13 protein-coding genes and 1 tRNA gene (1 of these 14 cut by a window edge) are annotated in these 14257 nt (G+C 49.3%); 11 read left to right on the top strand and 3 right to left on the bottom strand.

Annotated features, from left to right (window positions below; translation table 11 throughout):
* Both V7P87_RS10850 and V7P87_RS10855 read left to right on the top strand, forming a co-directional pair.
* Positions 1-27 (top strand) — tRNA-Gln (locus tag V7P87_RS10850) (it extends 148 nt beyond the left edge of the window).
* A 133-nt stretch (positions 28-160) separates the two neighbouring features.
* Positions 161-715, top strand: a complete 555-nt coding sequence (locus V7P87_RS10855) for a hypothetical protein (protein WP_333797447.1) — start codon at positions 161-163, stop codon at positions 713-715.
* Positions 716-762: 47 nt separating this feature from the next.
* Here V7P87_RS10855 and V7P87_RS10860 read toward each other — a convergent pair whose 3' ends face one another.
* Positions 763-1989 carry an FAD-dependent oxidoreductase gene (locus V7P87_RS10860; RefSeq protein ID WP_333797448.1) on the bottom strand — a complete coding sequence of 409 codons (1227 nt, stop codon included), beginning with the start codon at positions 1987-1989 and terminating at the stop codon, positions 763-765.
* Between the two features lie 176 nt (positions 1990-2165).
* Between V7P87_RS10860 and V7P87_RS10865 the strand changes: the two genes are divergently transcribed.
* The 5 genes from V7P87_RS10865 (at position 2166) to V7P87_RS10885 (ending at position 8252) form a co-directional block, all read left to right on the top strand.
* Positions 2166-2816 (top strand): peroxiredoxin-like family protein, encoded by a 651-nt coding sequence (locus V7P87_RS10865; RefSeq protein WP_333797449.1) that lies wholly within the window; start codon positions 2166-2168, stop codon positions 2814-2816.
* Positions 2817-3090: 274 nt separating this feature from the next.
* Positions 3091-3981 carry an N-carbamoylputrescine amidase gene (gene aguB / locus V7P87_RS10870; protein ID WP_333797450.1) on the top strand — a complete coding sequence of 297 codons (891 nt, stop codon included), beginning with the start codon at positions 3091-3093 and terminating at the stop codon, positions 3979-3981.
* A gap of 123 nt (positions 3982-4104) precedes the next feature.
* Positions 4105-5226 (top strand): agmatine deiminase, encoded by a 1122-nt coding sequence (gene aguA, locus V7P87_RS10875; protein ID WP_333797451.1) that lies wholly within the window; start codon positions 4105-4107, stop codon positions 5224-5226.
* A gap of 182 nt (positions 5227-5408) precedes the next feature.
* Entirely contained in the window at positions 5409-7685 is a 2277-nt protein-coding gene (locus tag V7P87_RS10880; protein WP_333797452.1) for a S8 family serine peptidase, read from the top strand.
* 15 nt (positions 7686-7700) lie between these two features.
* Positions 7701-8252 carry a hypothetical protein gene (locus V7P87_RS10885; RefSeq protein WP_333797453.1) on the top strand — a complete coding sequence of 184 codons (552 nt, stop codon included), beginning with the start codon at positions 7701-7703 and terminating at the stop codon, positions 8250-8252.
* A 229-nt stretch (positions 8253-8481) separates the two neighbouring features.
* Here V7P87_RS10885 and V7P87_RS10890 read toward each other — a convergent pair whose 3' ends face one another.
* On the bottom strand, positions 8482-10302 hold the full coding sequence (locus V7P87_RS10890) for a DUF885 domain-containing protein (protein ID WP_333797454.1): 1821 nt from the start codon (positions 10300-10302) through the stop codon (positions 8482-8484).
* Between the two features lie 178 nt (positions 10303-10480).
* Between V7P87_RS10890 and ppiC the strand changes: the two genes are divergently transcribed.
* Both ppiC and V7P87_RS10900 read left to right on the top strand, forming a co-directional pair.
* The gene (gene ppiC / locus V7P87_RS10895) at positions 10481-10759 is read left to right on the top strand and encodes a peptidylprolyl isomerase PpiC (RefSeq protein WP_260658277.1); all 279 of its coding nucleotides are present in this window, start codon (positions 10481-10483) and stop codon (positions 10757-10759) included.
* Positions 10760-10790: 31 nt separating this feature from the next.
* Positions 10791-11312 carry a GNAT family N-acetyltransferase gene (locus V7P87_RS10900; RefSeq protein ID WP_333797455.1) on the top strand — a complete coding sequence of 174 codons (522 nt, stop codon included), beginning with the start codon at positions 10791-10793 and terminating at the stop codon, positions 11310-11312.
* Positions 11313-11400: 88 nt separating this feature from the next.
* On the opposite strand, the gene V7P87_RS10905 is transcribed toward V7P87_RS10900, so the two are convergent.
* On the bottom strand, positions 11401-12681 hold the full coding sequence (locus V7P87_RS10905; RefSeq protein WP_333797456.1) for a DEAD/DEAH box helicase: 1281 nt from the start codon (positions 12679-12681) through the stop codon (positions 11401-11403).
* Positions 12682-12800: 119 nt separating this feature from the next.
* Here V7P87_RS10905 and V7P87_RS10910 point away from each other — a divergent pair, with 119 nt between their 5' ends.
* Both V7P87_RS10910 and V7P87_RS10915 read left to right on the top strand, forming a co-directional pair.
* Positions 12801-13136: a GIY-YIG nuclease family protein gene (locus V7P87_RS10910; protein ID WP_333797457.1), complete on the top strand. Its 336-nt coding sequence runs from the start codon at positions 12801-12803 to the stop codon at positions 13134-13136.
* A gap of 190 nt (positions 13137-13326) precedes the next feature.
* A complete protein-coding gene (locus V7P87_RS10915) occupies positions 13327-14229 on the top strand; it encodes an AEC family transporter (protein WP_333797458.1) in 903 nt (300 codons plus the stop codon).
* The last annotated feature ends 28 nt before the right edge of the window (positions 14230-14257 follow it).

Genomic DNA, 14257 nt, shown 5'->3' on the forward strand with positions numbered 1-14257 from the left:
GGGGTTCGAATCCCTGTACCCCTGCCATTCTTTGATAACCCAGCTTATGCTGGGTTTTCTTTTTTCTGCGTTCTGTAAAAGTCAGCGGCCAAGGGCGTTGCAAGGGGTATGCTTAAATGAGTATGCTGCAATCAGCTGTTTCATTGCCTCAGGCCAGGTTATGCCTTTAAGCCAAACCACAGACAAAATCACAATTGCCACAGGTCGCAGCCTGCAAAGCTGGTTCGATTTTTTAACAGCACAGCAGGCCGGCAACCTCAACCACCCACAAATTGCCGCTTTATTAAAAAGCCAGTCAGGGGTATCTGATTGGTGGGCACAAAGTCTGACGGTCAAGTTTGAACAGCATCTGGGTAAACGCCAGCCGGGCCAGGACTGCAGCGGCCAATTTAAGTTATCGGTGAATAAAACGCTGTCAGGACAGCTTGATGAAACGCTAACACTCTGGCTACAGGCTGTTGCCGGCATCCAGAGTTTTAATCAAGTGCAGTTAAAGGCAGAACCCAGAGTCAGTCAGACTGAAAAGTGGCGTTATTGGCGCTGTGAACTTGTGGACGGTTCGCGTCTGGTGCTTCATATTCAGCAAAAAGCCACTGATAAAGTAGCTTTGTCGTTACAACATGAGCAGCTCACTACCGCAGAAGAGTTGGAACAGTGGCGCAGTTTCTGGAAAACAGCATTACCACTGTTGTTAAGCCAGGCCGGCGTTCAATAACCGCTTGAGACTGAGCAGGTTGTTGCAATAAACCAGATCCGGCTGCTTTAACCTTTGAGCCCAGCGGCATAAGCGCCTACCCAGGCTTTCAGTGGACCGGCCTTGGCCGCTGCAGTTAACCCCAGTTTGCGCGCCAGTCTGAGCACTGGCCAGCGGCTACTAAACAACTGATAAAAGCCATCCATCGCCGACATCATCAATAAGTTCGCTTTTTTGCGCTCTTGCCAATACTGTTGCAGCAGCTGGCTATCAGCTAAATCACGCCCTTCAGATAGCGCCTGCAACACCAGCTCTGAAAGTAAAGCTGCGTCGGCAAACCCTAGGTTTACACCCTGTCCGGCCAGCGGATTAATACTGTGGGCAGCATCGCCCACCAACACCACCCTACCTTGCCAATAACGGTTGGCATGCATTCGGGTCAGTGGAAACCAGCCTTGTTGTTTGACGGCTATTTTGCCAAGTTTGGCCGGGAAGTTTTTTTGAATTTCCAGTGCAAGCTGCGCCGCCGGTAACTGCGCCAGCGCTTTTACTTTGGGTAAATCGTCATACCAAACCAAAGACGCCTGGGCGCCAGGCAAGGGCAAAAAGGCTCTTGGGCCTTGTTCGGTAAATTGTTGCCAGGTGATGTCCTGCTGCGGATATTCAGTATCAACAGTGGCTACCAGGCAGGCCTGTTGGTATTGCCAGCCATTGTGGCCAATGCCGGCCAGGTTGCGCAGTTGTGACTGTGCGCCGTCGGCCGCTATCAGTAACCGGCCAGAAATTTCACCAAATTCTTTGGTGGTGACAGATGCATAACCAGAAATTGCGCTTTGCTGCGACAAGGACACGACAGTAGCCGGGCAAAACAACGTAATAAATTCATTAAACTGCTGCCACATGGTTTTTTGCAGGCTGTTATTTTCAATAATATGGCCAAGATAAGGCTGATCCAGCTCAGTTGCGGTAAATGTCAGCCCTTCGTTGTGAGGCTGGCTGTCGCCTTCAAACGCCTGTAAAGCACGATAAGGGCATAAGCGGGTGGCAGGCAAATGTTGCCAGACGCCAATATCCTGCAGCCATTGTTCACTGCGTCTGTTAATGGCGCTAACCCGTAAATCTATTGGCGGCTCTGTGGTCTCTGCTGCATCTGTGGGCATAGAGTCCTGCACTAAACTGAGCGGCGTTTTTTCAATCACAGCCACCTGCAAACCGGCCTGGCTAAATCTGAGTGCTAACGAAGCGCCCACCATACCGCCGCCCACAATCAGAATATCAAACAGTTTTTTTGTCATGCCCCTGCATCCCGGCCGCTTGTTATTTGCAGTTTATTCTACCTGAGAATAAGAAGCCTGCCCTGCGCCAGATCAGCAAAGCCAATATTTTTTTAACACCATGAAAGAAATGGCCTCTTTTACCGGTTTATTGTTTTACTCAACTATTGTATTCAACGACCTACAAGGACTGCCCCATGTATTTTCCCACCAAAACATTGCTGCTGATTACTACTTTGCTCGTTACGCTCGGCGCTGCCGCCAACACAACAGCGACTGTCATTGCAGATAACCCACAACAAGTCCGGCCTTTACTTAATGGCATGACGGCGCCGGCCGTTACTTTATTGGATCAACAAGGTAAAGAAGTGCAATTGCTCACTGAAGTTGGCAAAAAACCTACTGTGTTGGTGTTTTACCGTGGTGACTGGTGCCCTTATTGCAATGCCCAGCTGGCAGGGCTTCAAGATATTGAACCCAAACTGAAAGCCTTGGGTTATCAGCTGCTTGCCATTAGCCCACAAGCACCAAAAGCGGTGACGGATAGCCAGGCCAACACCAAAGGCGCTGCGCTGAATTATCGTTTATTGTCCGATCAACCACTTCATGTCGCCCGTGCTTTTGGCCTGGCTTATTATCTGGACGATAAAACCACAGCTTTATATAAAGGCAGTTATGGTATTGAGCTCACCTACGACAACACAGGCAAAGCTGTGCTGCCGGTGCCTGCGGTTTATATTCTCAATAGCAAAGCCGAAGTGCAGTTTAGTTATGTGCATATCAACTATAAAACCAGGCTGGAACCTGAATTGTTATTGCTGGCCGCCAAATTAGCGGCAAAGCGCTGAACCAGAGATCACAGCCACTGTGAAAACCGCATATAAAAACCATCTTTATTCGGATATTTAGCATATTCATGCCATGCTGATGCAGCAGTTTTGTGCATTGCTAAAAGGCAGGAAAAATGCGTTGACGGCCGGTGAAAAATCCGGCATTTTGCGCGCCCAAATCACCTTTACTCAGTCGGTATTGTGCTTGTTTCTGCTGCGTTTTGTTTTGCGCCATTAAGCACAACTGGCTACAGTAAGGTGTCCTTTTTATTTTGGCTTGGAGAACCTTTGCATGCGTAATGTAACAGTTGCCGCTACCCAGATGGTGGGTGGCTGGAATGTGGAAGAAAATATTGCCCGTGGGGAAAAACTGGTACGTCAGGCTGCTGCCCAGGGTGCACAAATTATCCTGCTGCAAGAGTTATTTGAGCGTAACTACTTCTGCCAAAAGCAAAAACCAGAATATCTTGAATTTGCAACACCGCTGGAAAACAACGCTGCTGTTGCGCATTTCACCAAGATAGCCAAAGAACTGAATGTGGTGCTGCCTATCAGTTTTTATGAGCGCGCCGGCAACTGCCTGTACAACAGCGTGGCGGTGATTGATGCTGATGGTGCTTACCTTGGCACTTACCGTAAAAGCCATATCCCGGATGGCCCGGGTTACAGCGAAAAATACTATTTCACCCCTGGCGACACCGGCTTTAAAGTCTGGGATACCGCTTATGCCAAAATTGGTATTGGTATTTGCTGGGATCAGTGGTTCCCTGAGTGTGCCCGCACTATGGCATTAATGGGCGCTGAGCTGCTGTTTTACCCAACCGCCATTGGCAGTGAACCACATGACGCTACTATTTCATCACGCGACCACTGGCAGCGTACCCAACAAGGCCATGCCGCCGCTAACCTGGTGCCGCTGATTGCCTCTAACCGTATTGGTACTGAAACCGAACAGGATTTTTCTATTACGTTCTACGGCAGCAGTTTTATTGCAGACCAGTTTGGTGCCAAGGTACAGGAAGCGGATGAAGTCAGCGAAGCTGTGCTGGTACACACTTTTGACTTAGATGAGCTGGCGCATATCCGCCGCAGCTGGGGTGTGTTCCGTGACCGCCGTATCGACATTTTTGATACCCTGCTGACCAAAGACGGCAAAACAAAGCCAAAAAACAGCAACGAATAAGGCATTCAGGGGGTAAAACCCACGCCTTATCAATACATCACATCAGGCCGGAGATTTCTGGCCTGAGTATTTTTCAGCAGTCATCTTTAGTCCAGAACTCTGGACCAGCATAAGGATCCTGACGTGAGCGGATTTATTTCAGATCGTACCTTACAAAGCACCCCAAGAGCCGACGGTTTTTATATGCCGGCCGAATGGGCGACCCACAAACAAACCTGGCTGGTCTGGCCGGAGCGCACCGACAACTGGCGCTTAGGTGCTAAGCCGGCACAACAGGCATTTTGTGCGGTCATTCGTGCTATTGCCCGTTTTGAACCTGTCACTGTGATGGCATCTGCAAAACAGTTTGCCAACGCCCAGGCCCAGCTGGCAATGGAGCCCACCAATCACCCAATCCGCGTCATTGAAGTGTCAACCGACGACGCCTGGTGCCGTGACACAGGCCCTACTTTTGTCACCAATGGCAAAGAAGTACGGGGTGTTGACTGGACCTTTAATGCCTGGGGCGGTCTGGATGGCGGTTTATATTTCCCTTGGGATAAAGACGATCAGGTGGCGCAAAAGGTACTGAATGTCGAAGGCCTGCCCCGTTACCGCACTGAAGGTTTTGTGCTGGAAGGCGGCGCTATTCATACAGACGGAGAAGGCACTTTATTAACCACGGCCGAGTGTTTACTGAATAAAAACCGTAACCCACATTTAACCAAAAGCCAGATTGAACAAAAGCTCAGTGATTACCTTGGCATCGACAAAGTGATTTGGCTGGAAGACGGCATTTTTAATGACGAAACCGACGGTCATGTGGACAACATGTGTTGTTTTGTCCGCCCTGGCGAAGTGCTGCTGGCCTGGACTGATGATGAGTCTGACCCACAATATGCCCGCTCTAAAGCAGCGCTGGAAGTGCTGGAAAACAGCACCGACGCCAAAGGCCGTAAATTTATTATTCATAAACTGCCGGTGCCTGGCCCTTTGCTGGCCAAAGCTGAAGAATATGCATCAGTGGATTTAACGGGTTCAGCCACACCACGCGAAGCGCAAGCGCGTTTAGCCGGCTCTTACATCAACTTTTATTTATGTAATGGCGGCCTGGTGTTACCAACTTTTGACGATCCGATGGACAAAGTTGCAGTTGAAATTTTAAGCAAGGTATTTCCACAACATCAGGTGGTGACAGTACCAGGCCGGGAAATTCTGCTCGGCGGTGGCAATGTGCACTGTATTACCCAGCAACAGCCCGCTTAACACAGCAATTTAACCTTTCATTGCAAGCAAAACGTAAAAAAGCACCAACAAGGTGCTTTTTTTGTTTGCTTTTTAATCACTCAATTTAGGTTTTTTTATTAAAAAATAGTAAACACCCTGAGCGAAATGTTAGCATCGGATGCGCTTTATTTTTTAGTGACAATAAATATCAGGGAATCATCATGTTTCAACTTAAAAGAACGCTTATCTCTGCATCAGTGCTGATTGCACTGACTGCGTGTGGCGGTAGTGACAATAAAAATACAGCTCCGCAAGTCAAAAGTGAAAGTTTTGCCGGCGGTTTAGTTTGGGTGCCAATTACCGGTAAATTAGTTGCCCGTGATGTGGACGGTGATCCAATGACTATCACCAAAATAGCCGAAGACGGTGTTGCTATCGCGCCTAAAAATGGCGTTTATGCGTTAAAAAATGGCAACCTGGTGTTAACAGGCCCTGAGTTCAGCTACACAGCGTTAAAACCTGGCGCCACAGTCTTTAGCTACACAGTGTCTGATGGCAAAGAAAGCAGCACAGCCACCATCCAGATCGGCGCCTCAAAAACCGACCCACTGGCGGATCAACAATGGCACTTACGCAACACTGGCCAAAAAGCCTATGCCATGAGCGACAGCCTGATCGAACAGTACTCGTTACAATTACAACGTATTCTGGGCTGGAGCAAAGAAGATGCGGATGCGCGCGCAGCAAAACGTGCTGACCCTTCAGTATTAAAAGCCAACGAAGATATGAACGTGCTGGGTGCTTATGCACTGGGCGCAACAGGTAAAAATACCATCGCCGTCGTTGTCGACAGCGGCCTGGAAATTAACCACGAAGATTTGGTGGCGAACGTGTTACCAAACCGCTCGTTAAATCTGGTGAAAGGCGCAGCCGACCCAACCAACCCAACAAGCATGGCCACAGGTGGCGACCACGGTACCAGCGTTGCCGGTTTAATTGCTGCTACAGGCTGGAATGGTCTGGGTGGTCGTGGTGTAGCACCTGATGCCCAACTGATTGGTATGAACTACCTGGCCTCTCAAGGTGCCCGTAGCACTTTGTTAATTCATGGACACCCGGGCAGTGGTATTGGTGTCAACGAACCCGTTGCCGTCTTTAACCGCAGTTACGGTACGACAGTACCAGCCGCCATTGCTTACAGCGAGCAGTCAGAACTGATCCAGGCTTACAGCGCCAAAGTACTTCGCGCAGGCAAAGGTGTGGTGAACGTCAAAGCCGCTGGTAACTCATTCCTGGACGGTAACGACTATGATGCCGACCTGTGCTGGGACAACGGTGCCAACGCCCTGGGCTTAACCTGTTACAACGGTGCTTTAGAGCCAAGCCAGAACACGCCGTATTACATGACTATTGCCGCAGTGAACTCTGATGGCCGTCACACCAGTTATTCTACCGCCGGAGCCAACCTGTTAGTATCTGCTCCTGCCGGTGAATACGGTACCTTCGCCCCGGCCATGGTGACCACAGATCAAATGACCTGTTTACGCGGTTACAGTAGCTTTACCGGTGTGGATTTATACGATAAAGCTTACTGGCCAGGTTTTTTTGCCGGTTATTTCCCGTTTAATAACCCAGGCCATAAAGACAACACCAGCTGTAACTACACTTCAACCTTTAACGGTACTTCATCTGCAGCGCCAAACGCTTCAGGTGTGGTCAGCCTGATGCTGTCAGCCAATCCAAACCTGAGCTACCGTGACGTGCGCGACATTCTGGTACAAACCAGTACCAAAGTAGATGCGGCCAACAAAGCTGTAACCCTGAAAACTCCGGATGGCGACTTTGTTGCGCATCAGGGTTGGGTGAAAAACAAAGCCGGTTATGAATTTAACAATAACTACGGTTTTGGTCGCGTCGACGCAGGCAAAGCTGTTGCTTTAGCAAAACAACACAAAGCATTACCAGCTGAAAAAGTATCAGCCTGGAAAGGTGTTGGTGTCTATGCTGCCGATAAACAAGCGCTGGCGCTGGTCGTTCCTGACAACAGCGTCGCCGGCGCAGAGCTGAGCATTGACGTAACTGACGATATCAAACTGGAAGGGGCACAGTTTAAATTCAGCATCACAAACCCTGAATACAACTACGGTTTTGAAACTGCTGATGGTGTATTCCAGACCACTGCCGGTATCGACTTAGCCATTGAAGTCACTTCACCTGCCGGAACCCGCAGCGTGTTGTTGTCGTCTAAACAAGCACTGATTTACCCGGCATTAAGCCCGGATTTCTCTGATAACCCGGGGTATCTGCTGAAAGATACAGTACTGTTAAGCAATGCGTTTTACGGTGAGTCAGCCAAAGGTACCTGGAAAATCCGTGTACTTGACGTCAACGGTGCAAACTACGAGTCAGCCGGCGGTCTTCTGGAAGTTGATGGTTATATGAATAACAGCGAAACCTCTCGGGTTGAAGGTGTAGCTCTGCGTGTCTTTGGTCACTAAGTCGAGGAATAAACGATGAATACAAAATTAACTGCTTTGGCACTGCTCATTACTGCCATGGCTTTGCCTGCGACTGCGACTGAACAAGACAAAGAGTTGCGTCAACTGACCAAACAAGCTGAACAGACTCAGCCAGCGACTAAAAAAGGCCTGCGTGGCCCTATTTATGAAGTACAACCTGAACTGCGGGTTGTTGCTGCTGAAACAGCACAGGCTGCTGATGTGGTTGCCAGCTTTGGTGAACAGGTGATTGTGCGCAGTGTGTCGCCGATGCTGGTGCAAAACACTGACATTGTGCCTGGTACTGTGGTGAAAAACCGCATGACAGGTGAATTGGGTCATTACAGCGGTATTGTCAGCGTGTTGTTAAAAGACGCATCTCAACTCGCGCAGCTGCAAAAAGAGTTTGATTTAACTCTGGTGCAAAGTGCCGGTGATGAGCGTCTGGTGTTGTTACAAGCCAAAGCAAATACCAACCTGATGAAACTGCGAAAAGCGCTGGCTGAATCTGCCCTGGTACAGGAAGTTCAGCTGGATCTGATTGAAAAACGTGATGTTGCTTATTAATAAGCAGCACTGCTTTTCAGGCAGAACAAGCATCAGCTAAGCTGATGCTTGTATGTAAAAAACGGCGCCAAGGCGCCGTTTTTTTATGTTGCCTACCAAAGTGCACTGCGATGGCAGACTCTCGTTTGAGCGCTCATGTGGCCGACCCGTTTTCCTGCTGTGACGTGGCTTTGTTGTTTGATCAAAATGGCAAAGCCCCACCAAAAGGCAGGGCTTTGACTGTTATAAGTCAGGCTGCTGCACCTTGCCTGGTTGTCTGGATATATTGCTCCACCACCCGCTCCAGAATGGCAATTGGCATAGCACCGTTTTTCAGCAACACATCATGAAATTCAGTCAGCTTAAATTGCTCACCCAGTTCCTGTTTGGCTTTTTCACGTAGTTCCAGAATTTTCAGCATGCCAATTTTATATGCACAGGCCTGGCCTGGCATCACAATATAACGTTCTACCTCGGCCTGCACATCAGAAGCTGCCAGCCCTGAGTTGCTGCTCATATAGGCAATGGCCTGCTCGCGCGTCCAGCGTTTATGATGAATACCAGTATCCACCACCAACCGGATAGCCCGGAACAGTTCGGCCTGTAACCGGCCCAGATCACCATAAGGATCATCCTGATACAAACCCAGCTCCGCCATCAGTTTTTCGCTGTACAACGCCCAGCCTTCTGCATACACAGTAAAAGGCAGAATTTTGCGAAAGGTAGGTAACCCCTGCAGTTCCTGCGCTATCGCCAGCTGAAAATGATGGCCCGGAATACCTTCATGCACGGCCAGGGTTTTCATGCCAAATTTGGGTGTGGCCCGCACGTCATACAAATTGGCATAAAACACACCAGGACGTGAACCATCCATCGCCGGACTGTTGTAATAAGCACCTGGCGCGGTTTTTTCGCTAAATTCCGGCACCCGGCGCACATCCATCTCAGCTTTAGGTCTGATATTAAAGGCCGGCGCTAACCTGGTATTAATATCAACCAGCAGGGTTTTATAGTCAGCCAAAATTTGCTGCCGCGCCTCTGCTGTGTCCGGATATAAAAACTGCGGATCGTCGCCGAGCGCCGTCATCATGGCGGCCACTGAGTCACCGCTGTGGCCTTGCGCCGTTAAAATCTGCTGCATTTGTGCCTGAATACGGGCAACTTCCGCCAGACCCAGCTGATGGATTTGCTCAGGTGTGAGGTCGGTGGTGGTGTGTTGTTTTAACATATAGGCGTAATAAGCATCACCGTCCGGTAACTTCCAGACACCATCGTCGGTGCTGCTTTGTGCCAATAAGCTTTGTAAATAACTGCTGAGCTGCTGATAAGCCGGTTTAACAGACTGCTGCACTGCCTCGCCCACCTGTTGTTTTAACCTTGTGGCTGTGGCGGCATCAATATCATTGAGCTGACTGATTTTATCGGCAAAGTGTTTATACAGCAGCTGATCTTCCAAAGAACCTGCGGTAAAGCCCTCTATTTCGGCCAGCACTTTTTCCAGCACAAAACGCGGTGGGATCACGCCTTTGTCAGCGCGGATTTTTAAATCTTCCACCACCTGACTAAATACCCGCTGGAACTGGTTTAACCGGCTGATATAGTGTTCGGCGTCGGTGAGATCCGCCAGCGGATGGCTGCTGACCATAAATTTCGGTAAGTTGCTCTGAATCCCAAACAACTGATTGACCGGATAACTGTGATAACGCCAGCGTTCGCCTTCACTGCTGTGCGCCATAAACCACTCCAGCATATCGTAGTTCAGCCGCTGTGCTTCAGACATCGTATTGCGGTCATAACTGCGCAGTGTGGCAAGGTCGGTTTTCATTTTGGCAAACTGCTGATCCGCCGCCTGCTGACTGCGATCATCCAGCTGCGCATTGTGCGAGCGAAGGCCAAAAGACTCCAGTAGCCGCAGTTGAGTCAGCAGCTCCGGGCTGGTGAGACCAAATTCCAGAAACACCCGTTCATAAAATACCCGGCTGGAAAAAGGTTTAAACCAGACCGCATTCACCACCAGCACAGCTGCAGCCAACAGCAGTACCCCTAAAATTCTTAACAACCACTTTGCCATTTTTTCCCTCCATTTTTATTTTTATAAAACATAGCTTTACTCATTTATGCCCCTGGCTGTCAATGACAAAACGCCACTACTGGTCTAAACAGCTACTGTTGCGAACCTGAGTTTTCCATTAAAATGCGCGGCCGCGTTGCAGTCGCGCGCTCAGAATCATGTGGTAGGAGTAAAACTGATGGCCAGAGCCTGTGCTTGTCATATCCTGGTAAAAACCCAGGAAGAAGCCCAAAACCTGAAACAACAATTGGCCAAAGGTGCTAATTTTCATGAGCTTGCGAAAAAACACTCCTTATGCCCTTCAGGGAAAAAAGGCGGTGATTTAGGCGAATTCCGTGCCGGCCAAATGGTAAAACCTTTTGACGATGTGGTGTTTAAAAAGCCATTATTAGAAGTCCATGGTCCGGTAAAAACCCAGTTTGGTTTTCATTTGATCAAAACCCTTTACCGCAGTTAATACAGCCGCACAGCAATACAGGAATAGCCGGATGCAACTTTCGCTTTGCCAGTTTGATACAGACGCCAAAGCCATTCTGGCTATTTTTAACCACGCCATTTTGCACACCACAGCTTTATATGAATACAAACCCCGCACGCTGGACACTATGCAGCAGTGGTTTGCCAATAAAGCTGCCGGCAACTTCCCGGTCTGGGGGTTAAAAAACAATGAGGGTGAGCTGCTGGCTTTTGGCAGTTACGGCACTTTTCGCGCATTTCCGGCTTTTAAATATTCGGTGGAGCATTCGGTTTATGTGCACCCGGATCATCAGGGCAAAGGTTATGGCAGCCTGATGTTGCAACAGCTGATTCAAAGCGCAGAGCAACAGGGTTATCACCTGCTGATTGGTGGCATCGATGCCAGCAACAGCGGCAGTATTGCCTTGCACCAAAAACATGGGTTTGTGCACAGCGGCACCATTACCCAGGCCGGTTTTAAGTTTGGCCGTTATCTGGATTTAGCTTTTTATCAGCTGACGTTAAAAACGCCGCTTGAACCTGTGGATGGTTAAGCAGCACAAAGCTGGCTGTTTTATCGAACAACAAAGGAGCCATTGGCTCCTTTTGTTTTTACAACAATAGGCCAGATACCAGCCGCTGTTATTGTGGCCTTTTTTTGCCAAGCGCTATAGCGCGCAGTTTGGCCTTTTCAATAGACAACTTTTTGTTATTGCTGATTTTTTTCTTCATTTTTACTTCAGCATCAGCAGCATCTTCTTTGGCTTTACTGGAGTGATTAAACTTCGGATTATGCTCATAACCCGGCAATACCTGCTGCTCTATCACCTGTTTAATCAGTTTTTCAATTTGCGCCAGCATCGGTAAATCATCAGGTGTCACTAAAGTCACCGCCAGACCAAAACGGCCTGCTCGGCCGGTACGGCCAATACGGTGGACATAATCTTCGGCCACATGCGGCAAATCGTAATTCACCACTATCGGCAAATCTTCAATATCCAGGCCACGGGCGGCGATATCGGTGGCCACTAAGACCCGCAAATTGCCGTCTTTAAAATCCTGCAGCACTTTGGTTCTGTGGCCCTGACTTTTATCACCATGAATACTGGCCGCTTCAATACCATCGAGCGCCAGCTGTTTACTCAAGCGGTCGGCACCATGTTTAGTGCGGCTGAAAATCAGCACCTGTTGCCAGTTACGGGCACCTATTACATGAGATAACAACTCACGTTTACGCTGCGAATCGACCCGAAACGCCAGCTGTTGCACCTGGGCAGACGCCGAGTTGGCGGTGGCCACTTCTATCAGCTCAGGGCTTTTCAGTAAGGTATCTGCCAGCTCTTTGATTTCTTTGGAAAAGGTGGCAGAGAACAACAGCGTTTGCCGCTCAGGCGGTAACTTGGCCATCACCCGCTTAATATCGTGAATAAAGCCCATATCCAGCATACGGTCAGCTTCGTCCAATACTAACACTTCCAGCTGATACAAGCTGATGGTGCCCTGATGCATATGGTCCAAAAGCCGGCCTGGTGTGGCGATTAAAATATCCAGCCCGCCTTCAGCAGCTTCCAGCTGTGGGTTCATCGACACACCACCATAAAACACTGCAGTTTTCAGCGGTAAATGCCGGGCGTAAGCGGCAATATTATCCGCCACCTGCTGGGCGAGTTCACGGGTAGGTGTTAACACTAAACAACGTACTTGTTTGGCTTGCAGGCTTTTGGGCGCACTGCTGAGCTTTTGCAATATCGGCAAGGTAAAAGCGGCGGTTTTGCCGGTGCCGGTTTGGGCACCACCCAACACATCTTTGCCTTGTAAAATCACCGGTATGGTTTTTTGCTGAATTGGCGTTGGGCTTTGATAGCCCTGCTCGGCGATTGCCTTTAAGATAGGCGCATTTAACGCCAAATCTGCAAATTGCATAAAGTTCCTTGAATTGGGGCGCTGGCCTTTGCGGCCTACAACAACGGCTGTCGGAAAAAACGGCGGCCAAAAAAACGAGCAGAGTATAGCAGAATCAACCTTTGCGGGATATTTCACCTTTGTCAGCAGCGCCAGAACCCCAATCTGAGACAGAAACAAAAACGCCCCAATCCTGGTTTGTCTATCTGGTGCAAACCGGCAAAGGTGTACTCTATACCGGCATCAGCACCGACCCGGCACGACGCTTGCGCCAACACAGTGGCGAACTCACCGGTGGTGCCAAAGCTTTACGCGGTAAAGGGCCATTAACTTTGGTGTGGCAATATCAGGCTCCAAACCGCAGTGTGGCAAGTCTTTGGGAGTATCAGCTAAAACAGTTAAAAAAAGCCGACAAGAACCGACTGATTGCCGGAGCTTTACTGTCAGAACTACTGCCGCAGCCAAAGCAACCTTAGTTTTCAAAACGCGAATTCAGCAAGTCACAGGTTCGCAGACGCAGCCATAAAAGTGACAGCTTCGTAAAGCACTGCTTTAACCTTAAAAACATCTTGTTCACCAGAAGTCGAATAGCGGTAAAAACTGCCAGCGGTTATGATCGGTACTTCCAGGCTTTTTGCTGGCTGTTGACTGCTTTGGAGTATTATTTTGGATAATTTTCTGCTGATTTTGCTGTATCTGGCCATTGGGGTTGGCGTCCGTTTTATCCCCAAATTCAGCCAGGACACGCCGGCTGTACTCAATGCTTTTGTGCTTTATATTGCTTTGCCAGCCCTTATTTTGCAGAAAATTCCGGCCCTGACTTTATCCTCAGCGCTACTGATCCCTGCTGTAACGCCCTGGCTGTTATTGCTCATCGTGGTGGCTTTGGTGCTGCTGCTCAGTAAAATGTTCCAGTGGAGCCGCGACGTTACCGCAGCACTTTTAATAGTACTGCCACTTGGTAATACCTCGTTTTTGGGGTTTCCAATGATAGAGGCGTTTTTTGGTGGCGACCATCTGCCTTATGCGCTGATTTACGACCAGGTCGGCTCTTTTGTCGCTCTTGCCACCTACTCCACTATTCTGGCCGCTGCATTTAGCCCCAGCGCCGAAAAAGCCACGGTCAAAAGTATCAGCCTGAAAATTTTAACTTTCCCGCCTTTTCTGGCCTTAGTGGCAGCTTTGCTTTTGAAAAACACCCCCTACCCCAGTTTTTTCCAGGCGCTGATCGACAACCTGGCACAAACTTTAGTGCCACTGATTATGGTGGCCGTAGGTTTTACCTTAAGGTTTTCGCTCGGTGGCGAGAGGTTATCACCGCTGGTGAGTGGGATCAGCATCAAACTGATTTTAATGCCGTTATTGGCTTATGCCGGTTGTTATGCTCTGGGGTTAGAAGGCAAAGCAGTGACGGTCTCGGTTTTTGAAGCCGCCATGCCACCGATGATTTCCGCCGGCGCCATCGCTATTATGGCCGGCCTGGCACCCAGGATGGTGGGGAATCTGGTCGGTTTTGGGTTGTTGTTGAGTTTTGTCACTTTGCCGATTTGGTATTGGATTTTGAGCTGAGGCTTGGTGTTGCCAAAGTGTTGGCGGC

It is taken from the genome of Rheinheimera sp. (assembly GCF_036782235.1).
Classification (GTDB): Bacteria; Pseudomonadota; Gammaproteobacteria; order Enterobacterales; family Alteromonadaceae; genus Pararheinheimera.